This is a genomic window from Thauera sp. (assembly GCF_034003485.1).
Lineage (GTDB): Bacteria > Pseudomonadota > Gammaproteobacteria > Burkholderiales > Rhodocyclaceae > Thauera.
Map to the genome: position 1 here is coordinate 84,196 of NZ_JAVEYL010000010.1, position 24,055 is coordinate 108,250.

General features: G+C 70.6%; 20 protein-coding genes. 6 read left to right on the plus strand and 14 right to left on the minus strand.

Features of this window, described 5'->3' with window-relative positions; genetic code table 11:
* Nucleotides 1–9 precede the first annotated feature (9 nt).
* The 4 genes from RBT54_RS07535 (at nucleotide 10) to RBT54_RS07550 (ending at nucleotide 7,593) form a co-directional block, all read left to right on the plus strand.
* The gene (locus tag RBT54_RS07535) at nucleotides 10–2,511 is read left to right on the plus strand and encodes a hypothetical protein (RefSeq protein WP_320365743.1); all 2,502 of its coding nucleotides are present in this window, start codon (nucleotides 10–12) and stop codon (nucleotides 2,509–2,511) included.
* A complete protein-coding gene (locus RBT54_RS07540) occupies nucleotides 2,508–3,989 on the plus strand; it encodes a hypothetical protein (protein WP_320365745.1) in 1,482 nt (493 codons plus the stop codon). Before RBT54_RS07535 ends, RBT54_RS07540 begins: the two co-directional genes overlap by 4 nt.
* A gap of 66 nt (nucleotides 3,990–4,055) precedes the next feature.
* Nucleotides 4,056–5,819, plus strand: a complete 1,764-nt coding sequence (locus tag RBT54_RS07545; RefSeq protein WP_320365747.1) for a hypothetical protein — start codon at nucleotides 4,056–4,058, stop codon at nucleotides 5,817–5,819.
* Nucleotide 5,820: 1 nt separating this feature from the next.
* A complete protein-coding gene (locus tag RBT54_RS07550) occupies nucleotides 5,821–7,593 on the plus strand; it encodes a hypothetical protein (protein WP_320365749.1) in 1,773 nt (590 codons plus the stop codon).
* 225 nt (nucleotides 7,594–7,818) lie between these two features.
* On the opposite strand, the gene RBT54_RS07555 is transcribed toward RBT54_RS07550, so the two are convergent.
* Entirely contained in the window at nucleotides 7,819–9,438 is a 1,620-nt protein-coding gene (locus RBT54_RS07555; RefSeq protein WP_320365751.1) for a thymidine phosphorylase family protein, read from the minus strand.
* Between the two features lie 211 nt (nucleotides 9,439–9,649).
* Between RBT54_RS07555 and RBT54_RS07560 the strand changes: the two genes are divergently transcribed.
* The gene (locus tag RBT54_RS07560; RefSeq protein WP_320365753.1) at nucleotides 9,650–10,084 is read left to right on the plus strand and encodes a CBS domain-containing protein; all 435 of its coding nucleotides are present in this window, start codon (nucleotides 9,650–9,652) and stop codon (nucleotides 10,082–10,084) included.
* Nucleotides 10,085–10,094: 10 nt separating this feature from the next.
* On the opposite strand, the gene RBT54_RS07565 is transcribed toward RBT54_RS07560, so the two are convergent.
* The 13 genes from RBT54_RS07565 to arsS all read right to left on the minus strand — a co-directional run bounded on the left by RBT54_RS07565 (nucleotide 10,095) and on the right by arsS (nucleotide 22,566).
* Nucleotides 10,095–11,213: a DUF5924 family protein gene (locus tag RBT54_RS07565; protein WP_320365755.1), complete on the minus strand. Its 1,119-nt coding sequence runs from the start codon at nucleotides 11,211–11,213 to the stop codon at nucleotides 10,095–10,097.
* A gap of 85 nt (nucleotides 11,214–11,298) precedes the next feature.
* Nucleotides 11,299–12,066 (minus strand): SDR family oxidoreductase, encoded by a 768-nt coding sequence (locus RBT54_RS07570; protein WP_320365757.1) that lies wholly within the window; start codon nucleotides 12,064–12,066, stop codon nucleotides 11,299–11,301.
* A gap of 37 nt (nucleotides 12,067–12,103) precedes the next feature.
* Nucleotides 12,104–12,733 carry a class I SAM-dependent methyltransferase gene (locus RBT54_RS07575; RefSeq protein ID WP_320365759.1) on the minus strand — a complete coding sequence of 210 codons (630 nt, stop codon included), beginning with the start codon at nucleotides 12,731–12,733 and terminating at the stop codon, nucleotides 12,104–12,106.
* A gap of 93 nt (nucleotides 12,734–12,826) precedes the next feature.
* Nucleotides 12,827–13,666 (minus strand): SDR family oxidoreductase, encoded by an 840-nt coding sequence (locus tag RBT54_RS07580; RefSeq protein WP_320365761.1) that lies wholly within the window; start codon nucleotides 13,664–13,666, stop codon nucleotides 12,827–12,829.
* A complete protein-coding gene (locus RBT54_RS07585) occupies nucleotides 13,659–15,014 on the minus strand; it encodes an oligopeptide/dipeptide ABC transporter ATP-binding protein (RefSeq protein ID WP_320365763.1) in 1,356 nt (451 codons plus the stop codon). Before RBT54_RS07585 ends, RBT54_RS07580 begins: the two co-directional genes overlap by 8 nt.
* Nucleotides 15,011–16,069, minus strand: a complete 1,059-nt coding sequence (locus tag RBT54_RS07590) for an ABC transporter ATP-binding protein (protein ID WP_320365765.1) — start codon at nucleotides 16,067–16,069, stop codon at nucleotides 15,011–15,013. The genes RBT54_RS07585 and RBT54_RS07590 overlap by 4 nt, the downstream gene beginning before the upstream one ends.
* Entirely contained in the window at nucleotides 16,066–17,025 is a 960-nt protein-coding gene (locus RBT54_RS07595; RefSeq protein ID WP_320365767.1) for an ABC transporter permease, read from the minus strand. The genes RBT54_RS07590 and RBT54_RS07595 overlap by 4 nt, the downstream gene beginning before the upstream one ends.
* A gap of 26 nt (nucleotides 17,026–17,051) precedes the next feature.
* Nucleotides 17,052–18,035 carry an ABC transporter permease gene (locus tag RBT54_RS07600; protein ID WP_320365769.1) on the minus strand — a complete coding sequence of 328 codons (984 nt, stop codon included), beginning with the start codon at nucleotides 18,033–18,035 and terminating at the stop codon, nucleotides 17,052–17,054.
* A 12-nt stretch (nucleotides 18,036–18,047) separates the two neighbouring features.
* Nucleotides 18,048–19,643 carry an ABC transporter substrate-binding protein gene (locus RBT54_RS07605; RefSeq protein ID WP_320365771.1) on the minus strand — a complete coding sequence of 532 codons (1,596 nt, stop codon included), beginning with the start codon at nucleotides 19,641–19,643 and terminating at the stop codon, nucleotides 18,048–18,050.
* Between the two features lie 136 nt (nucleotides 19,644–19,779).
* Nucleotides 19,780–20,241, minus strand: a complete 462-nt coding sequence (locus RBT54_RS07610) for a CopD family protein (RefSeq protein ID WP_320365773.1) — start codon at nucleotides 20,239–20,241, stop codon at nucleotides 19,780–19,782.
* Between the two features lie 66 nt (nucleotides 20,242–20,307).
* Nucleotides 20,308–20,922: a TIGR04282 family arsenosugar biosynthesis glycosyltransferase gene (locus tag RBT54_RS07615; protein WP_320365775.1), complete on the minus strand. Its 615-nt coding sequence runs from the start codon at nucleotides 20,920–20,922 to the stop codon at nucleotides 20,308–20,310.
* Nucleotides 20,919–21,632, minus strand: a complete 714-nt coding sequence (locus RBT54_RS07620) for a TIGR04283 family arsenosugar biosynthesis glycosyltransferase (RefSeq protein ID WP_320365777.1) — start codon at nucleotides 21,630–21,632, stop codon at nucleotides 20,919–20,921. Before RBT54_RS07620 ends, RBT54_RS07615 begins: the two co-directional genes overlap by 4 nt.
* Nucleotides 21,598–22,566, minus strand: a complete 969-nt coding sequence (arsS, locus tag RBT54_RS07625; protein ID WP_320365779.1) for an arsenosugar biosynthesis radical SAM (seleno)protein ArsS — start codon at nucleotides 22,564–22,566, stop codon at nucleotides 21,598–21,600. The genes RBT54_RS07620 and arsS overlap by 35 nt, the downstream gene beginning before the upstream one ends.
* A gap of 159 nt (nucleotides 22,567–22,725) precedes the next feature.
* On the opposite strand from arsS, the gene RBT54_RS07630 reads away from it, so the two are divergent.
* Nucleotides 22,726–23,991, plus strand: a complete 1,266-nt coding sequence (locus RBT54_RS07630; protein ID WP_320365781.1) for an FAD-dependent oxidoreductase — start codon at nucleotides 22,726–22,728, stop codon at nucleotides 23,989–23,991.
* Nucleotides 23,992–24,055 lie beyond the last annotated feature (64 nt).

Below are 24,055 nucleotides of genomic sequence, written 5' to 3' on the forward strand. Positions count from 1 at the left end.
GAGGTCTGCATGAACACCCGCGACCCCGCCTTCGCCAGCCAGATCGAGCGCCTGACCGCGCTGCTGCCCTCGCTGTGGCGCCCGCAGCCGGACGATCGCACCCTGCTCGCCGACTGGCTGGCCGCGGTCGGCGCCGCCCAGGGCGAAGCCGCCGCCAACCTGCAGCACGTGCTGCGCGCGCACTGGGCCGACACCGCCGACGCCGCGCTGTGGGCCAGCCATTACCAGGCCCACCGCCGCGAGCGCGGCCTCGGCGCGGCCAATGTGCGCGCCGCGCCGGACCGCGCCGAGCTGCAACGCTACCCGTGGATCCGCGACATCGCCCGCCTGGGCGCCCTGCTCGACCTGCCGCCCTGGCGCGAACCGGCCAGCCTGCGCGAGAACGTCGAGGAGTACCGCCAGCGCCTGGCCGACATCGTCGACGCCTGGCGGCTCGGCCTGTGCACGCCCGATGCCCTGCGCCGCCTGGTCGACGCCGCGCTGCCCGAGGACATGGCGGCCCCGCTCACCCGCCAGCGCAGCCGCTTCTCGATCGAGGAGCCAACGGCGCTGCGCGGCGCCGCCCAGGCCCTGACCGCGCCGCCGACCGTGCAACAGGGCGATCACGTCGCGCCGCTGGCACGCTGGAAGATCGACACCGCCGACACCGCCGGCTTCGTGATCGTCGGCGCCTCGCCGGACAGCGCCCCGAACCCGATCATCGGCGCCACCGAGGCGCCGATGATCGAGCGCTACACCCCGGGCGCAACGCCGGTCGGCATCGGCGTGGCGAGGACCGGCACCCTCGCCCCCGACCCGGCCCTGCGCCTGTCGCCCAGCCGGCGCGCCTGGCTGGTGCGCGACGGCAAGCTCGTCGCCAGCGCGCTCGAGACCGCCGCCAACGCCGGCCGCGACCCCTCGGCCAATGGCCCGTGGGCCGAGGCCGGCAGCCTGCCCGCCGGCCGCATCGTCGCGCTGACGCGCGCGCCGGACGGCAGCCTGTGGGCGATCCAGCGCACGCTGCAGACCTGGCGCGTGCAGCGCTTCAACGGCACCAGCTTCGCCGCGGTGGACACCGACGCCCCCGCCGGCCCCTTCCACGCCCTGTGCTGCAGCAGCGACGCGGTCTGGCTCGGCACCGACGCCGGCCTGTTCCGCTGCGCGCTGTGGCCAGAGGGTGGCCCAATGAGCGGTGGCTTGCGCTGGCAGGCCGTGTCCGGCATCAGCGGCGCGGTGCGGGCGCTCACCCTGCATGCCGACGGCGTGATTGCCGGTGGCGCGGATGGCCTGAGCGTGATCGCCGCCGACGGCAGCCTCACCGAGCGCCGCCACGCCACACTCGACATCCACGCCCTCCTGGTCGAGCACGATCCCGCTACCGGCACCAGCCGCCGCGACCTGATCGCCACCGCCAACGCCCTGTTCGAGTATCGCCAGGGCCGCTACTGGCGCTACCAGGGCACCGCGGTGTCCGAGCACCTGCCCGACTGGCAACCCGAAACCGCGCCCGACGCGGCCATGACCAGCCCGCTGCCGACGCTGACCGCGCTCGCCACCACCGCCGACGGCAGCCTGTGGCTGGGCGGCGCCGCCGGGCTGGCGCGCTGGCATGTGGCCGACGGCGAAGGCACCCGGCTCGAAGCCTTCCCCGAGCTGATCGGCGCGGTGCACGGGCTGCAGCGCGACGCGCGCGGCCTGCTGTGGATCGCGGCTGACAACGGCCTGTTCCGCTTCGACGGCCGCGACCTCGCGCGCCACGATTTCGATGCCGGCGCCTGGATCGGCGAGGGCCGCGCCGACACCGCCTACCCGAACGACATCAGCGCCGAGCCGCGCGGCCACTGGCAGTTCGACCGCGCACAGACGCGCTGGCTGCGCTGGCGCAGCAACGAGCGCCGCTTTGGCGATGCCGGCCTGGGCGATCGACTGGGCAGCGACCTGGCGTTGGCCGCCGTGTTGTTCGCGCCCGCGGTGCGCGCCGAGCTCGGGGCGTGGGACGCCACCACCAAGCAATTCACCGCCAGCGCGGACGTTGCCCCGGACAGCCTGCGCCTGCGCATCAAACCGGACGAGCTGCACATCGTCGACGGCGTCGCGCCCTGGCTGCCGCCATCGAGCGGGCGCAGCGACGAGCGCTGGCGCTACCTGCAACTCGTCACCCCCACACCCACCCCGCCCGCCGCGGGCGGCGACTGGTGGTCGAAGGAAGGCCAGCTGTTCCCGGCCCCCGCCCGGCGCGCCGCGGTCCCCGGCCATTTCCGCACTGACCCGGCCTTCCTCACCGACCCCGACGGCGAGGGCCAGTTCGGCCACGCGGCGTTCAGCTACCCGCCGTCGGCGCGGCTGTGGGCGCTGCGCCTGCTGCCGCCGGCCGCGGGCATCCGCATCCGCCTGTGCCTGGCCGACCCCGGCGCCGGCGCCGACTCGGCGCTCGCCGAGCGGGTGTGGAACCTGATCGAGCGCGCCCGCCCCGCCGGCGTGCCGCTGCAACTGATGGTGGAAGGCAGAATCGTGAAGGAGAGCACATCATGACGCTTCAAGACGCCCGCGAGCAGGCAGCGGACCTGGGTCCCAAGGAAGCCGGCCATCTGATCCGCCATCAGGACTGGAACACGCTGGTGAGCGTGCTGACCACCTACGGCAACAGCCTCGACGCGCTGACCACCGACCTCGCCGTGCTGCAGACCGAGGTCGGCACCCTCGAAGCGAACATGCAGGCTGCCATCGCCGCGCTCGATGCCCGCATCGACCCACTCGAAGGCCTGCCCGCGCTGGTGCAGAAGATCGACGCCGAGACCGCCCCGCTGCGCCAGAACTATCTGCTCAAGGTCAGCACCGCACAGGAAAACTACCTCGTCGGCCAGACCGCCGAGCTCGTGTTCACCGCCACCACGCTCGACGGCAAGGCGCTGCCCGACCCCAAACCCTGGCTCGACGTCGTCGCCACCTGGGGCCGGCTGCGCGCTGCGCCCGGCTTCGTGGTGCGCGAGAACGCCGAAGAGAACGCGCTCGCCGTGCAGTTCAACAACGCCGGCCAGGTCCGCCTGCAACTGCGCTCGCAATTCACCAAGGGCATGGCGCCGAGCACCGAAGGCAGCTTTGCCGGGGTGCTGCAGGCCCAGGCCGGCAGCAGCGGCAAGACGGTGATGAAGGTGCTGCAGGAAGCCGCCTCGCCGCAGGATCCTGAAGCGCAGATGGCCTTCCGCTCGATCAGCACCATGTACGAGGCCAACGCCACGGTGCGCGGCTACGCGGACACCTACCTCGAGCAGTTCACCGGCGGGCGCGTGATCGGCGGCGTGATGAAGGCCATCGGCGAATGGCAGCACTACCGCGCCACGGTGATGGCCTTTGCCAAGCCGGATTCGGTCGCCACCTCGCCGGACCCCACGCGCGGTGTCGCCACCGTGCAGGTGAGCTTTCGCGAATGGATCCCGAACTGGTCGCACGAGCACGTCGAAGGCATCGACGTGGCCGAAGTCGAGTGGGGACGCATCATCAAGGAACACATCCGCGTGCCCGACCTCATCCACCGCATGGTCAGCGAGCTCGACAAGCGCGCCAACCAGCGCGGCACGCTCGGCCGCATCCGCGAGATGAAGGCGCTGGACAAGGCCGCCAGCGTGATCGATGCAGGCAGCGACCCGGCCGTGCAGCACGCCAAGGCGATGATGATGGGCGCGATGCAGATGCAGTTCGCCACCGGCACGGTCGACACCGGGGTCGCCGCCGGCTACGGCCAGCAAGCCACGGTGACCCAGGAGGTCGGCCAGGCCGCGAAGGTCGCGCAGGACAGCGCACGCGATGCCGCCGGATCCAAGCAGGCGGTCGCCGTGCTCGAGAGCCGGGTGCTCGCCGCCGAGAAGACCGGCAAGGAGATCAGCGCCGGACTGCGCGCGCTGGGCGACGGCATCAACAAGATCGACGTCGTGCAGGTCGCCGACCTCGGCTCGCGCCTGCAGGCGATCAACACTTCCCTGAACGGACTGGCCACCAAGATCAATCGATAAACCACGCGCGCCCCACGGCCAGCCTCCTCGCCCGAGGCGCCCAAGGCCCCCGAAGCCCCCGAGCCCTTGGGGCGCGCCACCCCGAGCGCACGCAACGCCCACACCATGCCGATCGTCTATCTGCAGCCCAGTGACCTCTCCGCCGTCCAGGCGGCGCGGGTGCTGGCGTTCCTGAACTCGGCGACCAGCGCGGCGCAGCTCGATCGCGACATCGAGTTCCCGGGCGAGCCCGACATCGGCCTGCGCCTCGGCCAGCGCCTGCTCGATGCGCGCGCGGCGCTCGGCGGGCACTTCACCGACATCGTCCAGGTGCGCGCAATCCGGCTGATCGGCCCGGAGCGCTTCACCGAGATCTGCGTCGCCGCGCTCGGCCTCGAGCCGACGCGCTGGGTCGAGCTGTTCTACGGCGGCGATCCCTACGCCACCCCGACCGAGACCGGCCTGGCGCTGACCCTGGCGCTGCATCCGCAGGACGCCTGGCTGGGCGAGCCGCGCACGCTGCGCCTGCAGGTCAATGACCACGGCGGCACGCCACGCGCCGGCGTCGCGGTGACGGTACAGACCAGCATCGGGCGGCTGGTGTATCTGTACGGTTTCCGCCGCATCGAGGGCCAGGCGGTGACCGTGCTCACCGGCGGCGACGGCAGCGCGGAGCTCGAACTGCTTACCCCGCCGTCCGAGCCGCTCACCGAGACCCAGCAGGCCGCGCTCGAGACCGCGCTCGGCGGGCTCGATCCGCAGGCCGCGCATCCGCTCGCGCTCGCAGCCGGCCTGCGCGCGATGGCCGACACCTACCTGCGCGACCGCAGCTACAGCCTGCGCAGCGCGGTCGATCTGTATGTGCGCGACGCGCACGGGGCCGCCATCGACACCATCAGCCGGGAACGCTGGAAGCTGGCATGGCCGGTGGACAGCGGCCTGATCCAGGCCGACGTGCTCGACGCCGAGGACCGCGGCAGCAGCCTCGCACGTGCGGTGCGCACCGCCACCTGGATCGACTGGGTCGAGCCCTGGGTGAGCTTCCTGGCCGACGTGCTCGAAGGTGGCACGCCGCTCGAGCAGGATCTCGCCGTACGCGCGAAATCGGGTGACGGCGCAGTGATCGACGACCTGCTCAACCTCGCCCAGACTCATCTTGCCGGCCGTGCCGGGCGCGCTGCGGAGTGGGTCGGCAAGCGCCAGGTTGAGACCGCGGTCGACCGCTTCATCGGCAGCGACGCGGACAGCCTGCCGGCGGCGACGCGCGACGCCGTGGTCTCCCAGCTCGGCGCGGCTGCGGTGGAGGTTGGTCCGCGCTCGCTCGGCAGCTACACCCTGAGCGCGGCGACCCGCCAGGACCTCGGCCAGCGCATCGACACCGTCGCCCAGCTGAACCTGGCGGAGTTCGAACACATCGGCGTGCTCGCGCGCGAGGTCGAAGCGCGCGCCAGCGCGGTCGACGTGCAGCTTCGGCAGGTGCAGGAACTCGCCCAGGCGGTGAATCAGGACCGCCTCGCGATCGACGCCCGTGTGGACAGCTTCGATACCCGCTACCAGTCGTTCGACACCCGCTATGCCTCGTTCGACACGCGTTATTCGAGCTTCGATTCGCGCTATTCGAGCTTCGACACCCGCTATGCCGACTTCGACAGCCGCAGCACGCTGATCGGCACCCGGCTCAACGACTTCGACGTGCGCTACGGGCAGTTCTCCACCGACGTCTCGCGCTTCAACACCGACCTCGCCACCTTCGACCGCAACCGGGTCACGCTGAACACCCGCATCGACAGCGTCGACACCAACCTGAAGAACGTGGTCAGCGCGAACAACCTGCGCCTGACGCGAGGCTGACATGCCGGCTCCGATCCCCTTCGCCCTCTACCGCAAGTCGCACCCGACCCTGACCGAGCCGGTGGGCGCGGCGCTCGACATCGAGCTGCGCTTCCCGGCGATGAGCGCAGGCGTCGCGGTGTTCCGCAGCTCGCTGTGGCTACCACTGCCCGAAGCCTGCCGCAGCGCCACAGCGCTCAGCCTGGACGGCTCCACCCTGCAGGCGCAGTTCCGCCCCGCCGAGTTCGCGCTCGAGACCGACGACGCACGCTGGTTCACGCGGGCCGAGGACACCGGCCTCGCCGAGACCCGGCTCGAGCTGGTGTGGCCCGCGCCGATCGTGCGCATCGACGACCCCTTCCCCGGGGTGGCGCTCGACTTCGGCCTGCACCGGACAGATGGCGAGGCGATCAGCGCGGACGCTGCGCAGACCGGGCGCACCGGCACCGCGCTGAACCCGCCCTGGGTGGGCTCGCCAGTGGTGGTGAAATTCACGGCCTCGAGCCTGCTCGGCGGGCGGCACAACATGACCGAAAACCTGCGTGCCCTGCCCGCGCAGTCCCGGTCCCGCGCCACGGGGACGCAAGCCGGCACGGCCGTCGTCCACGACAAGGCGGACACGCAGCTCGCCATCCACGAGGAGATCCTGAGGATTCCCAGGGGCTCCGAGCTCGTGCCGCGCATCCGCATCGGCGCGCGGCCTGCCAGCCCGCGCCTGCGCCTCGTCCTCGAAGGGGCCGAGGCCGACGGCAACGACCGCCTGCTTTGGCAGGCGATGCTGCCCGGCGAGCAGGACGCACCGGTCACCCTGCCCGCGGAGCCGCTCGCCAAGGAGTGGGCTGCCGCGCTCGAGCAGGTGCTTGCGTTCTGCCAGCGCGATCCGGTGCCCGAAGTGCTGCCGCGCCTGCGCCTGGACATCGAGTCCGACGCCTCCTGCCTGGTCAAGTTGAGCATGGTCGCGCTCAGCCTGCTGGCCGAACATGCCCTGCTCACCGATCCGCTGCGGCTGGACTTCGACGGCAAGCAGCACGCCAGCCGCGACCTTGCCCTCGCCCCCACGCACGCCGGCAGCCCGCTGCAGCTCACCCTGAGCGGCCGGCTGCGCGCCGCCGACACGCCCCCGGCCGGCGAGCTCCCCACTGCCGGCGGGCCGGATGGCCGCTCCGGGCTGCTGGTCGAGGAAGACCAGCGCGTCGGCGGCGAGCGCCGCCTCGACGCGCCGGCCACGCTGGCGGGCTTCAGCTTCGACTGGCATGCGCTGTCAGAGCGCCTCACCGGCGTGCTGCGCGTACTGCCCGCCGCCGCCCGCCGCGGCACGCCGGCGCTGGTGGAGCGAGCCTTCGACTTCGACACCGCCCATCCCGCCGGCACCGCAAGCCGGCCGCAGCGGCTCGCGGTGCGCTGGCCGGCGCTCGACCTGCAGGCCCAGGCGCTGCGCGTCGAGCTGGTGGTGACGCACGGACGTGGGCTGTGGCTCGCCGAGCCCGGCGGTCAGGGTTGGCGGGTACACCGCGTCCCGGAGGATGGCGAAGGCCGCGCGGTGGGTCTGGCGCTGCAGGCCGCCTGGCTGGAAGCCGCGCCCGGCGCCGCATCGGGCAGCACAGGCGGGAGCGAGCCGGTGTTCAGCCTCGGCGCTCACACGCTCGCCTTCACCACGCGCGACAAGGACCGCTTCGAACTGAGCATCGCGACACCCACGCTGGCGTCATGGCCCGCGCTGCCGATCAAGGTCGCCAGCGGGGTCGCCGCCGAGGTGGTCGTGGAATCAGCGACGCTGCGCACCGTCGCAATCTGACCCACGCGCGCTCAGCGCGGACTGTTTCCGTGGGAGCGGGCTTGCCCGCGAATGAGGTGATCGATCGCCTCATTCGCGGGCAAGCCCGCTCCCACAGACAGTTGCTCCCACAGACAGTTGCTCCCACAGACAGTTGCTCCCACAGACAGTTGCTCCCACAGCACTCCCACAGCACCCCAACGGGCCTCCCCGCAGAGCTTCCCGCAGGGCCCCGCTCGAGGTGGATCAGAACTCCACGAACAGGTGCGGCATCTCGTCCGCGCCGCCAATCGCATAGCCGCTCGCGCGCGCGCTCGCCTGGCGGGCGAACTCCATATCAGCCGGATAGTCGGCATGAACGCGATACAGCGGTTCGCCCTTCTGCACCGGGTCGCCGAGCTTTCTCAGCAGATCCACCCCGGCGCCCTGCACCTTGGGCGCCCCGGCCAGGCGGGCGATGCGCGCGAGCTGGTGGTTGTCGATGCCGGCCACCAGGCCATCGGCCTCGGCCACCACCTCGAAGGCGAGGCGGGCGAGCTGCGGCGCGTTGTGATCGAAGGGCTTGCCGCCCTGGGCGTGGATGATGGCGTCCATCTTCGCCAGCGCGCGGCCGGAATCGAGGATGTCGCGCGCGATCGCGAAGCCGTCGCCGCCGCGCACGTCGGGGTCGAACTCGAGCATCCGGCCCGCCAGGCGCAGCGCCTTCTGGCGCAGGTCGTTGGGCGCGCGCGGGTCGTTCTCGAGCACCCGCATCACGTCGCGCGCCTCGAGCACCGGGCCGATGCCGCTGCCGATCGGCTGGCGGCCGTCGGTGATCACCACGTCGATGGTCAGGTTCATGCGCCCGGCGACGAACTCGAACAGCTTGCGCAACTTCTGCGCCTCGGGCATCGAACGCACCTTGGCGGTCGGGCCCACCGGGATGTCGAGCACGAGGTGGGTGGAGCCGGCGGCCACCTTCTTCGACAGGATGGATGCGACCATCTGCCCCGGCGAGTCGATCGACAGCGGGCGCTCGACCGAGATCAGCACGTCGTCGGCGGGGGACAGGTTGGCCGTGCCGCCCCAGGCCAGGCAGCCGCGATGTTCGCGCACGATCTCGGCGAGCCGCGCCATCGGCAGCTCGACGTTGGCCAGCACCTCCATGGTGTCGGCCGTGCCCGCGGGCGAGGTGATCGCGCGCGACGAGGTCTTGGGGCACAGCATGCCGTGTGCGGCCACGATCGGCACCACCAGCATCGAGGTGCGGTTGCCCGGGATGCCGCCGATGCAGTGCTTGTCGACCACCGGACGCTCACGCCAGTCGATGCGGTGGCCGACTGCCGTCATCGCTTCGGTGAGGAAATACACCTCCTCGCGGTCGAGTTCGCCCTGGTTGGTGGCGACGACGAAGGCGGTGAGTTCGATCTTCGAGTACCGGTGCTCGGCGATGTCGCGCACGATGGCCCGAAAGTCGTCGCGGTCGAGGCGTTCGCCGGCGATCTTGCGGTGCAGGGCCGGGATAGAGGACGGCGGCTCGGCCTGCGCGACCATCGCGGGGTGGCCGTTCTCCACGCCCATCTGCGCGAAGGCGTCGATCGACAGCCCGATCTCGTTGCAGCGGACGATGCGCGGATCGTCCACCACATTCAGCGTGGCGAGGATGCGCCGGCCGTTGGCCCGCACCTCGACCTTGGCCAGGGCCTGGAAGCCCTCGGCGCGGTAGATCTCGCAGTCGCGATGCAGGTAGGCGACGTTCTCGCGATAGGTATCCACCGCCACGCGGCGCAGGCTCAGCGGAAAAGCCGCATCCCCTTCGGGAGCCGGCAGGGACTCGGGCGCCGGGGCGGGCACGCCGTCATCGGTTTTCGAAGGTTTCGTACTCATGGCAAAAGGCTACACCCGTGCTGCCCGTTGCTGCACGGCTTTGACCACCCGGCCATGAAACAGCACACGAAGGCGAGTCGTTGCTGCGCTGCAGCGCAAAATGGCGAAGGCAGACACCGGCCGGTTCCATTAACAAAAATCAACACCGTCAATCAGTTTCAAGCCTAGAGTGTGACGAGATCCACGCAAACAAGTAGCTCCGGAGGATGACATGACCAACCGCAACATCTCCTTCATCGTCAAGGATCAGAACCCCTTGATGCTGCGCCCCACCGACACCGTGCAGACGGCCTGCCAGCGCATGTGCGAGCGCAGGGTCGGCGCGGTGCTGGTGACGGATACCCACGCGCACCTCAAGGGCATCTTCACCGGCCGCGACGCGGTGCAGGTGATCGCCGGGGGCGGCAATCCGGGCGCCATTCATCTGTCTGCGGTGATGACACCCGATCCCGACAGCATCGCCCCCGAGCGCACCGCAATCGACGCCCTGCACATGATGTGCGACGGCGGCTACCGCCACCTGCCGGTGGTGATCGACGGCAAGGGCGGCGGCAAGGTCGTCGGCATCGTGTCGCGCAGCGACTTCAAGGGCCTGGAGCTCGACCACTTCGAGGACGAGCAGAGCCTGTGGGAACGCATCTGCTGAGAGAGCCGCGTCAGCGCGCGTCGAGAGCGCCTCCAGTTTCCTGACTCGGCTGATCCTGCTGCGCCGGGGCATCCTGCTGCGCCGCCTGATCCACGCCATCCGAGCGCGCCGGCTGCTCCGCCTCGACGCGAAAGCGCAGGGTGCCGATCATGCGGTCGTCCGCGGCCAATACCCTCACCTGCCAGCGCCCCTGCGCCCGCTCGGGGAAGTTGCGCTTGTGCGTCCATGCGCGATAGCCCTCGGCGCGGCCCCCGGTGACATCGAGCTCGATGCGGTCGACCTCCTTGCCTTCATGGAGCCAGACGTGAACGACGCGCTCGCGCAGACCAAGCGGCGCGTGAATCGCGGTGTAGGCATAAAGTCCGTCGCGGTGCAGCCGCTCGACGCTCAGGCTGCTCAGACTCTGCCGCGGCGCGCGCTGCTCCAGGTCGATCGCGGAGGTGACCGCGACCTGGGTCAGGCGCAGCGTGGCCGGGGGCACCCACAGCCGCGCCAGCCAGCCGGTGGCTCCCAGCCCGGCGAGCAGCGCCAGCACCAGCAGTCCGCGCCACCAGCGCGGCACCGTGATCGACCCCGCCAGGGACGGAAACGACAGCACCACCGCCACGCCGAGCGCGAGCTGGTAACTCTGCATGGCAGGCAGGTGCAGGATCAGCGGCAGTACCACCAGCAGCAGCGCGAACAGCGTCAGCGTGTGAAAACTCAGGAACAGCCAGCGCCGCCTCGCCAGCCGACCGAAATAGACAGGGTCGACGATGGTGACCAGCGCCATCACGCCGAGCAGCCCTGTGAATAGCGCCTGACCGCTGTTCCAGGACGTGCTCGCGACGAAGAACGGCAGCGCGAAAAACAGGCTCTCCTGGTGGGTGAACTGGGTCAGATAGCGCACCAGCATCGGCGACAGCCTGAAACCGAAGCGCGCCGACACCGCCTTGCTCAGCGCGCGCTCGACCACCAGCAGGACCCAGCTCGCCAGCATCGCGACCGCCACCAGCCGGGCCACGCCCTCGTGGCGCTCGACCAGCAGGAAGCTGAGCAGCCCGGAGACGAAGCCGAAGGCTGCGATCAAGCCGGGGTGGCGGCGCAGCCAGACCACCCAGCGCAGCACGCGCCGCTTCAGGATCGCCAAGCCGGGCGCTCCGCGCAAACAGGCCCGGACAACAGGCACGCAAACGGCCCGCGGCGCTGCATGGCGCCTTGACCACGCCCTGCTGTCACCGCATCAGCTCGCGCAGGTCGGCCACCGGCTCACGGCCGAAATCCTCATCGAGCAGGAAGTCGACCAGATGCATCGCGCACTCGGCCGGCGCGATCAGCCCCCCGCTCGCCTGCATCTCGGCGAAGCGATCGCGCAGCGGGAAGCGCTCGAGCGTGCTGGCGCGGATCTCGCCCTGCATCGCGGTGTCCACGACGCCCGGCGCCAGCGCGCAGATGCGCAGCCCCGGCGTGGCATCGACCTGCACCGCGCGCGCATGGTGGTCGAGCGCGGCCTTGGTGGCGCAGTAAACGCTCCAGCCCGCATAGGGCTTGCGCGCCGCGCCACTGGAGATGTGCAGCACGCGACGGTCACGCACCTGGCCTGTCGTGCCCTCCCCCACCGCCGCGCTCACCTGCGCAATCGCCGCAGCCAGCATCAGCGGCGCGGCCACGTTCACCGCCACCCCACGCGCCACGGCCGCTGCATCCTGCAGAGGCAAGGGGCCCATCGGTTGCAGGGTGCCGGCGTTATTGACCAGCAGCACCTGCTCCGCACCCGCCACCCAGTCGCCGAGCGCGCTCCCCGCCAGCCAGGCCGCCAGCGCAGCACTGTCGCCCAGATCGAGCACCACCTCGGCGAGCCTGTCGCCGTGCTCTGCAGCCAGTTCTGCGTTACCCCTGCGCGCCAGCCCCAGCACCGGTATGCCACGCTCAAGGAGCTCGCCCGCAATCGCCGCGCCGAGGCCGCGGCTATGTCCACTCACGATCGCCTTCGTACCCTTCATCGCCCGCTCCTTTCGTCTTTTCAGTGAGCCTGCGCACTCACGCCGCCGGCTTGCGCGCGACCAGCCCGACCAGGGCCGACTGCCCCTTGTGGCCCACGCCCTCGTCGAGCACGTCCTCGTACTCCTGCAGGTGCACGATCTCCAGGCCCGGGAAGGCCGTGCGCAGCAGTTCGGCGGTGTACAGGTTCTCGACCGCCGAAGGGCCGCCGGTGCGGTACTCGAGCTGCTTCGGCGTGTAGCCCTGCACGATGAGGTGGCCGCCCGGGCGCAACGCGCGCGCCATGCCGGCGAAGATGCGATCGCGCTGCACCGGATCGGCGAACTGGATGAAGACGCCGACCACGAAGTCGAAGGCGGCCTCGGGATAGTCCCACGCCACCGCATCGGCGAGCACGAAGTCGACCTCGACATGGCGGCCGGCGGCGAGCTTGCGTGCCTTCTCGAGCGCCACCGGCGAGATCTCGGTCGCCGTAACCTGCAGGCCCTGCTCGGCCAGCCACACCGCGTTTCGCCCTTCGCCATCGGCTACCGACAAGGCACTGCTGCCCGAAGCCAGCAGCGCCGACTGCGCGGCCAGGAAGCGGTTGGGCGTGGTACCGAAGACGAAGTCCTCGCCCGCGTTGCGGTAGCGCGTGGACCACATGTGTTCCTGTTCGTGTGCGTTCATGTTGGCTCCTGGAGTGTGTATGCCCCCCGGCAAGGCGGGGATGGACGCATGAAGGGACGGCGGCGCAATGTGCAACTGCCGGCCCCCGCCCGGCTACCACGGCAGAAGTTCGCCGCGGTAGTCGAAAAACTGACCCGAATCTTCCGCCTTCAGCCCGGCGAGCACGCCAAGCAGACGTTGCGCGGCAAGCGCCGGCGCCTGCACCTGCAGGCCGGATTTGGCAAAAGGCGCCGACAGCCCGGTATCGACCGTGCCCGGATGCAGCGCCACGCAGATCGCCTGCGCCCGGCTGCGGCGCAGCTCGACGGAGGCGGTGCGCACGAGCTGGTTGAGCGCCGCCTTCGAGGCGCGGTAGGCATACCAGCCGCCGAGCCGGTTGTCGCCGATGCTGCCGACCTTGGCCGACAGGGTGGCGAACACCGCGCGCCGCGCGCGCGGCAACAGCGGCAGGAAGTGCTTCATCAGCAGCGCGGGGCCGATCGCGTTGATCGCGAACGCCAGCGCCAGCGTGGCGGGGTCGAGCTCGCGCCAGCTCTTCTCCGGCGCCATGTCGGGGCCGTGCAGGATGCCGGTGGCGTCGATCACCAGCTCCGGGGCGCCGCGCGCGGCGAGCCACCGGGCGCAGGCGGCAATGCTGGCCTCGTCGAGCAGATCGAGCGCCGGCGTGCTGCGCCGGCCGAGCGTGACGACCTCGTCGTATTCGGCTGCGCTGCGCAAGGCCTCGGCGAGCGCGCCGCCGATTCCACCCGAGCCGATGACGACGGCGATGCGGCGGACCGCGGAAGTGGCGGCGGATGCGCGCGCCGGGTCGGGGGCGACGGCGGGCACCGAGGTCGCGCGCGGGTCGCGCTTAGGAACGGCGGTCGAGCCTGCATCCGGCGCCGGCGCCAACGGGCTTGCACTCATCGTGTCGCTCTGTCCCGGTTCATTCATGGTCGCGTCCTTCCTCCACGGCGTGGCAGGCCACCTGCTGGCCGCCACCGAGCGCGCGCAGCAGCGGCGCCTCGCGTCGGCAGCGTTCGTTGGCGAGCGCGCAGCGCGGGTGGAAGCTGCAGCCCGGCGGCGGCGTGATCGGGTTGGGTACTTCACCACGCACCAGATCCGCGCGCTGGCCGCGCATCGCCAGGCTGGGAATCGTCGCCAGCAGCATGCGCGTGTAGGGATGGCGCGGGCCCGCGAACAGCGTGCGGCTGTCGGCGATCTCGGCGATGCGGCCGAGGTACATCACGCCCACCCTGTTCGCCATATGGCGCACCACCGCGAGGTCGTGGCTGATGAAGAGATAGGTGAGGCCGAGCGCGTCCTGCAGGTCGCGCATCAGGTTGAGGATCTGCGCCTGCACCGACACGTCGAGCGCCGAGGTCGGCTCGTCGCACACCAGGAACTCGGGGCGGTTGGCGAGCGCGCGCGCGATGCAGATGCGCTGGCGCTGGCCGCCGGAGAATTCGTGCGGGTACTTCGTGCCATCAGCCGGCGACATGCCGACCTGGGTCAGCAGCTCGGCGACGCGCACGCGGATCTTGCGCGCGTCGCGCTCGAGGCCGAACACGCGGATCGGCTCGGCGATGATGCGCTCGACCCGCCAGCGCGGGTTGAGGCTGGCGTAGGGGTCCTGGAAGATCATCTGGAAGCGGCGGCGCAGCTTCTGGCGCTCGGCACTGCGCGTGACGCGGGCGAGGTCGTGGCCGTCGAACACGATGCGCCCGGCGGACGGCTCGTACAGGCCGACGATGAGCCGCGCCACGGTGGATTTGCCGCAGCCGGATTCGCCGACCAGCGCAAAGGTCTCGCCGCGCGGGATCTCGAACGAGACGCCGTCGACCGCCTTCAGCCAGCGCCTTGGTTCGCCCTCGAGCAGGCGGTTGAGGAAGGGCTTGGAGACGTCGAAGGCGCAGTGCAGGTCCTCGACGCGCAGCAGGGGCGGCACGCTGGGGGCGGGGCGGGCGTCCGGCGCGATGGCGGATCGCCGTTCGGGTTCGGCGGCCTGGACCGACGCCGGCGGCGGACTCACGTCCTGTGGCGCCTGCACGAGCGCCTCGCACACCGATGCGCCGTCTTCGCGGGCAAGCCCGCTCCCACCGGGCGGCGCGGGCACGATCGCGCCGGAATCGCCTTCTGTGGGAGCGGGCTTGCCCGCGAAAGCGGCGTCTGTGGGCCCGGCATCCGCGGGAAGGCCCGCTCCCACGACACCCGTCGGCTGATGCGCAAGCCCCTCGGCGTCCTCCACCGCCACTCGATCCTCCTGCTTCGCCTTGGCGAGCGCGCGTTCGATGATGCTCATGGCTGCCATCCCCGCCCGTAGCGCAGCGCGGCGGGGGCCGGTGACGCATCGGCCCCCGGCATGTGCAGCCAGCACGCCGCGCGCGTCATGCCGGCGGCAATCAGCGGCGGGCGCGCCTCGCGGCAGCGCGCGAACGCCTGCGCGCAGCGCGGGTTGAACGCGCAGCCAGCGGGGATCGCGGTGAGGCGCGGCATCGCGCCATCGATCTGCACCAGGCGCGCCACCTCGGCGCCGAGCACCGGGATCGAGCCCATCAGCCCGCGTGTGTACGGATGCGCCGGCGCGCGCACGACATCGACCACCGGGCCGATCTCGACCAGGCGCCCGGCGTACATCACCGCGACGCGGTCGGCGGTCTCGGCGATCACACCCATGTCGTGGGTGATCAGCATCACCGCGGTGTGGTGCTGGCGGCACAGGCGGCGCAGCAGCGCGATGATCTGCGCCTGCACCGAGACGTCGAGCGCGGTGGTGGGCTCGTCGGCGATGATGAGCTCGGGCTCGGCACAGAGCGCGAGCGCGATCACCACGCGCTGGCGCATGCCGCCGGAGAACTGGTGCGGATAGTGGTCGATGCGCTGCGCCGGCGCCGGAATGCCGACCTCGTCGAGCAGCGCCAGCGCACGTTCGCGCGCCGCCGCCGGGCTGAGGTCGAGGTGGGTGAGCATGGTCTCCACCAGATGCTGGCCCACGGTGTAGAGCGGGTTCAGGCTGGTGAGCGGGTCCTGGAAGATCATCGCGATGCGGCGCCCACGCAGGCGGCGCAGCTTGTCGGCACGCAGGTTGTCGATGCGCTCGCCGTCGAGCAGGATCTCGCCGCCGGCGATGCGCCCGGGCGGCTCGAGCAGGCCGATGATGGCGGCGCCGGTGAGCGACTTGCCGGCGCCCGATTCGCCCACCACGCCCAGCACCTCGCCGCGCGCGATGTCGAAGGAGACGTCGTCGATCGCCACCAGCGTGCCACGCCGGGAGGGGAACTCCACCCGGAGGTGACGCACCGACAGCAGCGGCACCCCACCACCGGCGTTCATCTGGTCGATGCGGGAGACGCTCATCGGCGCAGCCTCGGATTGAGCGCATCGCGCAGCCAGTCGCCGAGCAGGTTCACCGCGAGCGCGAGCAGCAGCAGCGTGAGGCCGGGGAAGAACACGATCCACCACTCGCCCGAGAACAGGAAGTCCTGGCCGACGCGGATCAGGGTGCCGAGGCTGGGCTGAGTGGGCGGCACGCCGACGCCGAGGAAGGACAACGTCGACTCGAGGATGATCGCCAGCGCCAGGCCGATGGTGGCGATCACCAGCACCGGCCCCATCACGTTGGGCAGGATGTGGCGCAGCAGGATCATCGGCGCCGGCACCCCGATCACGCGCGCGGCCTGCACGTATTCCTTGTTCTTCTCGGCGAGCGTGGAGCTGCGCACGGTGCGCGCGTACTGCACCCAGTCCGACAGGCCGATCGCCACCACCAGCACGTACACCGCCATCTTGTCCTGCAGCGCCGGCGGCACCACGCCCTTGAACACGCCGAAGATCAGCAGCGCGACCAGGATGGCGGGGAAGCTCAGCTGCACGTCGGCGATGCGCATGATCAGGCTATCCACCCAGCCGCCGCGATAGCCGGCGATGAGCCCGAACGTGATGCCGAGCACGGCGGCAAAGGCCACCGCCGCAAAGCCGACGAGTATCGACACGCGTGCGCCGTACAGGATGGCCGAGAACAGGTCGCGCCCCTGCGCATCGGTGCCTAGCCAATACACGTTGCCGGTGTATTCGTTGGCCTGCATCGGCCGCGTGAAGCCGTCCATCAGGTTGAGCGTGGCGGGGTCGAAGGGGTTGTGCGGTGCGATCACCGGCGCCAGCAGCGCGGCGGCGAAGATCGCCAGCGTCACCAGCGCGGCGACAACCGTCACCGGCGAATGGATGAAGCTGTAGAAGAGGTCGCTGTCGACAAGGCGCGCCCAGGCCGAAGGCGGTGCGGCGGGGGACGAAGGCGGGAGGGCGTCTGGCGTCATGACTTGCTCGAAGGCGCTGCGCGGGCTCAATGCCCGCGCCCGGTGCGCTGCACACGCAGGCGCGGATCGACGACGAAATACAGCAGGTCGACGATCAGGTTGATGACGACGAAGATCAGCGCGATCAGCACCAGGTAGGCCGCCATCACCGGAATGTCGACGAACTGTACCGCGGTGATGAAGAGCAGGCCCACGCCCGGCCACTGGAACACCGTCTCGGTGATGATGGCAAAGGCGATGATCGAACCGATCTGTAGCCCGGTGATGGTGATCACCGGCAGCAGGGTGTTCTTGAGCGCGTGGCCGAAATGCACCGCGCGGTCGGTGAGGCCGCGGGCGCGCGCGAACTTGATGTAGTCGGTGCGCAGCACCTCCAGCATCTCGGCGCGCACCAGGCGCATGATCAGCGTGAGCTGGTACAGGCCGAGCGTGATCGCCGGCATCACCATAGACTTCAGCCCGGACGTGGTGAGCAGCCCGGTGGTCCACCACCCCAGGTCCACCACCTCGCCGCGACCGAAGGCGGGCAGCACCTTCAACTCCACCGCGAACACGTAGATCAGCAGGATGCCGATCAGGAAGGTGGGCAGCGACACGCCTACCAGCGACAGGCCCATGATCGCGTGGCTCAGCCAGCCGTCGCGGCGCAGCGCGGTATACACGCCGAGCGCGATGCCGAGCGCGAGCGCACCGAAGCCGGAGATCAGCGCCAGTTCCAGCGTGGCCGGCAGGCGCTCGGCGATCACGTCCGCGACCGGGCGCGCCATGCGGTAGGACATGCCGAACTCGCCCTGCGCCGCGTTGCCGACGAAGCGCAGGAACTGCATCGGCACCGGCTCGTTCAAGCCGAGCGACTCGCGCAGCGCCTCACGCTCGGCCATGGTCGCCTCCTGCCCGACCATGTTGTTCACCGGGTCGCCGATGTAACGAAACAGGCCGAAGGACACCAGCGCCACCGTCAGCATGACGAGCACGGACTGCAGCAGGCGGCGCAGGATGAAGGCGAACATGGCGTCGAGAACCTACTTCTTGAACTTCAGCAGCTTGAAGTAGGGATAGTTCTCGGACTGCACCGGGAAGTCGATGTTGTCCTTCATCGCCCAGTTCAACATCTGGTGGTGGATCGGCAGGTAGACCACGTCGTCCTGCACCGTCTTCCAGGTCTCGGCGACCATGCCGGCGCGCTTGCCGAGGTCGATCTCGCGCGTCATCGCCGCGACCAGCTCATCCACCTTGGGGTTCGAATAGCCGGTCACGTTCCACGAGCCGCCCTTGTCGGTCTTGGTCTCGTAGAGATAGTGGAAGACGTAGTGCGAGTCCATGGTCGGCACGCCCCAGCCGAGCATGTAGAGATCAAGCTCGCCCTTGGGCAGCTCGGCGAAGTGGATGCTCTTGGGGCGCGCATCCAGTCGCGCCTTGACGCCGATCTGGCCGAACATGCCGGTCACCGCCTGGCAGATCGCCTCGTCGTTCACATAGCGGTCGTTGGGGCAGGACAACGTGACCGCGAAGCCGTCGGGGTAGCCGGCCTCGGCGAGCAGCGCCTTGGCGCGTGCGACGTCGGGCGCCGGCACCACATCCATCGTCTTGTCGTAGCCGTCGATGAAGGGTGGGGCGACGATGCCGGCGGGCACCGACTGGCCGCGCATCACCACGCGCTTCACGGCCTCGCGGTTGATCGCGATGTTCATCGCCTCGCGCACGCGGCGGTCGGCGAAGGGGTTCTTGCCCTTGACGTCCGAGCTGCGCAACTCGGGCACACCCTGGTTCATGCCGAAGAAGATGGTGCGATTCTCGGGGCCGGAGCGCACTACCAGGCCCTTGGCCGCGGACAGGCGCTCGAGGTCCTGCACCGGCGGATCGAGCAGGAAGTCGACCTCGCCCGAGAGCAGCGCCGCGACGCGGGTGGCGGCCGAGCGCACCGGGGTGAACACGACCTTGCTCACTTCCATCGGGAAGGAGCCCTTGCCCCAGTAGTCCTCGTTGCGCTCGAGCTCGGTACGCACGTCGGGCTCGCGCTTGGCGAGGCGGAAGGGGCCGGTGCCGTTGGCGTTGCGCACCGCGAAGGTCTCGTCGCCCGCCTTGTAGTTCTGCGGCAGCGTGACCTTGTTCGCCTCGGACCACTCGCGGTCCATGATGAAGAGGTTGGTCAGGTTGTTGGGCAGCAGCGGGTTGGGGCCATCGGTGCGCATGTGCACGGTGTGCTCATCGACCTTGATGACCTCGACCACGGTGGTCAGCAGGCCCTTCATGTCGGAGTTCTCGTGCTTGGCACGCAGGATCGAGAACACCACGTCGTCGGCGGTGAAGGGGTTGCCGTTGTGGTACTTCACCCCTTCGCGCAGCTTGAATTCCCACACCGTCGGGTCGTCGGTGATGCGCCACGACGTCGCCAGCCGCGGCGCCAGCTTCATGGCCTGGTCGCGGAATACCAGCGAGTCGTAGACCTGGTGGTTCATGACGTGGGTCGGGCCCTCGTTCTGGGCGTGCGGGTCCATGGTCAGGGCGTCGCCTGCGGCGGCCCAGCGCACGGTCTCGGCGGCGACCGGGCCGGCGGCCAGGGTGGCGAGGGTGGCAGTGGCGATCGACAATGCAGCGGCAAGACGGGTGGTCTTCATTCGGGTCATCTCCGGGTAGGGGTGGATGGCTGCAGACATGCCCGGCGATTGTTGCATCGCCGGCGCGCACGGCAAAGCGCGCGGACAGGGTTATGCGGGTAATCCACGACCCCCGGCGCCCCGGGCCGCAGGGAGATCAGCCCAGCCAGCGCCCGAGGGTGCCCATGGCGATGGTCAGGAAGCCGAGCGCCAGGTTGGTGCCCACCAGTTGCCGGATACGCCCGAGCGCCGCGCCGCCCGCCTTCCAGTCCTCGGCCGCGACCGCCTTGCTCAAACCCGCGTAGGGCGCGAAGAAGACATAGGCGTAGATCGCGATCATCACCAAGCCCATCAGGAACATGATGTGCATATAGAGCGGCGCCGCCGCGAAACCGATGCGCAGCAGCAACGCCAGCCCGCTCGCCAGCACCGCGGCCACCGCCACCCACACCCAGGTGAAGAAGCGCGCCAGCACGCCGCGCCACAGCCGCAACCGGGGCGGCGGCTCGAGCTGGCTGGCGGCCTCGGGGCGCAGGCAGACGTAGGCGAAGAACATGCCGCCCACCCACACGACGACGCCGGCGACGTGAAGGAAGAGCAGGAAGGGGTGGATGTTCATGGCCGGTCGCTCCGCAGGGATGAAGTCATGGCCGATTGTGCCGGAAACAGCGGCCGCTGCGCGCGCTCACCACCCCGGCGGCAGATGCACCAGGTCGGCCGGCTCGTCGATGTCGTACAGCAGCGTCAGGCGCGTGCACGACCAGCCGAGCGCATCCAGCCGCGCCAGCGTGGTGGTGGCCACCGCGGGCGTGCTCCAGGCGATGTCCGCGAACACACTGGCATCGAAGCGGCGCAGGCCGAGCAGTGCGTAGCCGCCGTCGGCCGTGGGCGCGATGAGCGCATCGGTCTCGCCCAGCGCGTTCGCGGCCTGGCGCAGGCAGGCGGCGTCCAGCGCGGGGCAGTCGGTGCCGATCAGCAGCACGCCAGCGCACGATTCACCCGCCTCGAACGCGCGCTGCGCGGCGCGCGCCATGCGTGCGCCCAGGTCGCCCTCGCCCTGCGCTGTCCGCGCAATGTCGTCCGGCAGTTCGACCCCGCCCCAGGCCGCGTCCCCGGGTGCGGGCGAGGCGCACAGCTCGACCGCAGCGACGCCGCTCGCCCGCGCCTGCTCCAGCGTGTGCGCGAGCATGCGCGCCGCCAGCGCCGCCGCCCCGGCGGCGCCCAAGGCCGGAATCAGCCGCGTCTTGGCCAGCCCGGGCCGCGGCGCCTTGGCGAACACGATGATGCGCAGCCCGCTCACCGGTAGGCCTCGGCCAGCACCTCGGCGGGCACGCCGCGCCAGTACGCCCAGCGCAGCCGCCACATCAGCGCGATCGTGCGCCACACGCCGCGCTGCTCCCAGCGCCGGCCCGACGTGGTGACCCGCGCCCGCAGGCAGGCCGGACGCGAGCGCCGCAGCAGACGGCGCGAGAGCTCGATGTCTTCCATCAGCGGCTGCAGCGGGAAGCCGCCCACCGCGTCGAACGCCTGCCGCCGCACGAACATCGCCTGATCGCCGGTGGCGATGCCGGTGAGGCGCGAGCGCAGGTTCATCAGCGCAGCAACCACGCGCAGCATCGGCGCCCGCCCGCTGATGCGCACGTCGAAACGCCCCCATTGACGAGCGCCATCGGCCAGCGCCGCGCCCACCGCCGCATCCGCATCCGCCGGCAACTGCGTGTCGGCATGCAGGAACAGCAGCACCTCGCCGCCCGCCTGCGCGGCCCCCGCGTTCATCTGCCGCGCGCGGCCGCGTTCAGCATGCGTCACCGTGAAGCCCGCCGCCCGTGCCATGTCGGCCGAGCCGTCGGTGCTGCCGCCATCGACCAGCACCACCTCGCAGCCGCGCGTGCGCCAGTGCGCAAGCTGCGCCAGCAGCCCGGGCAGCGCCGCGGCTTCGTCGAGCATCGGCACGATGATGGACAGCGCCACGCGCTCAGGCACCGAGCGCGCCACCACAGCTCGAGCCATTGCCCGCCGTGCAGCCATAGCAGTGTTCGGCGACCCGGATCGGCGCGCCGTCCGCATCCGCGTGCAGCAGGTCGCGCAGGTGGCGAGCGCCGTCCCCGATCCCGCCCATCACCGGCAGGTCAAGCTGCTGATTGAAGTCGCAATCGTAAAGCCGTCCCAGCCAGTCCACGCTGATCAGCGAACGGCACATGACCTGCGCCAGGTTGGCGTCGCGGTGGTTGTCCTTGAGCAAACGGATGTAGCCGTTGAACTGCCCCTTCGAGATCAGCATCGAGCCGAAGCGCTGGATCGGCATGTTGGCGAGCGCAAAGAGGCTGTTGAACACGATGCCGAAATGCGCGCCCAGTTCGCGCTTGTAGTCGGCCTCGAGCGCCGGCTGGGGCGGCGGCAGCACCGCCCCCTGCGGGTTGTAGACCAGGTTCAGCACCCGGCCCGAGCCTTCGCGCCCGTAACCGAGCGCGTTGAGGCGCTGCAGCCCGACGATGCTCTTGTCGAACACGCCCTTGCCGCGCTGGCGGTCCACGTTGTCCATCGAGTAACAGGGCAGCGAGGCCACCACCTCGACCTCGTGTTCGGCGAGGAACTCGGCCAGGCCTTCGTGGCCCGGCTCGAACAGGATGGTGAGGTTGCAGCGGTCGATCACCTTGACGCCGAGCGCGCGCGCGGCGCGCACCAGGTCGCGAAAACCCGGGTGCAGCTCGGGCGCGCCGCCGGTCAGGTCGAGGGTGCCGATGCCGCGCGCGGCGAGCACCTGCGGGATCAGCGCCATCGTCTCGGCGTCCATCATCTCGGTGCGATTGGGGCCGGCGTTCACGTGACAATGCACGCAGGACTGGTTGCAGCGATAACCGAGATTGACCTGCAGCGTGGCGGTGGCCTGGCGACGGATGGCCGGGAAGTCGGAGGACTGAAGCAGCGGGAGCGTGGCGTGCATGTGCGGTCTCGGTCGGAAGATCGGTAAGGATCGGGGTGGAAGATCGACTGTATCGGCAGGCGCGACGGAACCTGCTCTGCCGAATCCGTCTCTTTGTCGTTCCAGCATCGGAAAACCTTACGTTGAAGCAGTTCCCCTGCAAGCCATGAGAATCAAGGCATGACGATGAAGCGACTCGTCCTCCTCGGCGGTGGCCACGCCCAGCTCGCCGTGCTGCGCGCGCTCGCCAGCACACGGATCCAGGGCGTTGAAACCGTGCTGGTGACACCTTCGCCCTGGCAATACTACTCGGGCATGCTGCCGGGCTGGATGGCGGGGCATTACCGCGAGGACGACTGCCGCATCGACCTGCGCCCGCTCGCCGAAGCCGCGGGCGTGCGCCTGCTGATCGGCACGGCGACCGCGCTCGATGCCGACCAGCGACGGCTGCGGATCGCGAACGGCGACACCCGCGACGGCGCCCCTGGGAACGCCCTCGTCGACACGCTCGACTACGACCTGCTGTCGCTCGACATCGGCAGCGAGACCGACACCGCGACGCTGGACGCACTCGGTCCGGACCGCCTGCTGCCGGTCAAGCCGCTGCCCGCCTTCTTCGCCGCCTGGCCGCGGGTGCTGGAAGCGGCATGCGCCAGGGCAGGTTTTCGGCTGTGCGTGGTCGGCGGCGGCGCCGCGGGCGTGGAGCTGGTCCTGGCGGCCGCCCAGGCCTTGCGCCGCCGCTCGGCGAAGGCGGAGCTTGCGCTCGTGTGCGCGCCCACCAGCCTGCTCGCCGGTCATGCCGAGCGCGTGCGTCGGCGCGTGCTGCGCCAGCTCGGCGCGGCCGGCATCACCCTGCACCTGCAGCGCGCCAGCGGCGAAGTCGGGGGCTTGCGCCTGGGCGAGATCCTCACGTCGGACCGCGCGGAGCCTGCCGATCGGCGCGCGCCCACCGATCACCCTGCGCCCTCGGACCACCGCTCGCCCTCGGTCCCCCGCGCGCCCATCGACCGCCTGCTTCCCGCCGACTACGTGATCGCGGCCACCGGCGCCCGCCCGCACGACTGGCTGCGCCACAGCGGGCTCGCCTGCACCGCGGACGGCTGGGTGAAGGTCGACGCCCATCACCGCAGCCCCTCCCACCCCGAGGTGTTCGCTGCCGGCGACGTCTGCGCGCGCACCGACCGCCCCCTCGCCCGCTCCGGCGTGCACGCGGTGCATGCCGGCCCGATCCTCGCCGCCAACCTGCTCGCCACCCTCCACGGCCACCCCTTGCGTACCTACGTGCCGAAGCCGCGTTCGCTGTACCTGATCGCCTGCGGCCCGCGCCATGCGATCGCGTCCTGGGGCCCGTGGTCGGCCGAGGGCGGCTGGGTGTGGCGGTGGAAGGACTGGATCGACCGCGGCTTCATCCGCAGGCATCGAGCGAGCGCCGCAGGCCGCGCTTAAGAAGGCAGATTGAAGGGCTCATTGCAAGACTGACGCGCACGAACATTCCACTCGGGCACCGTGC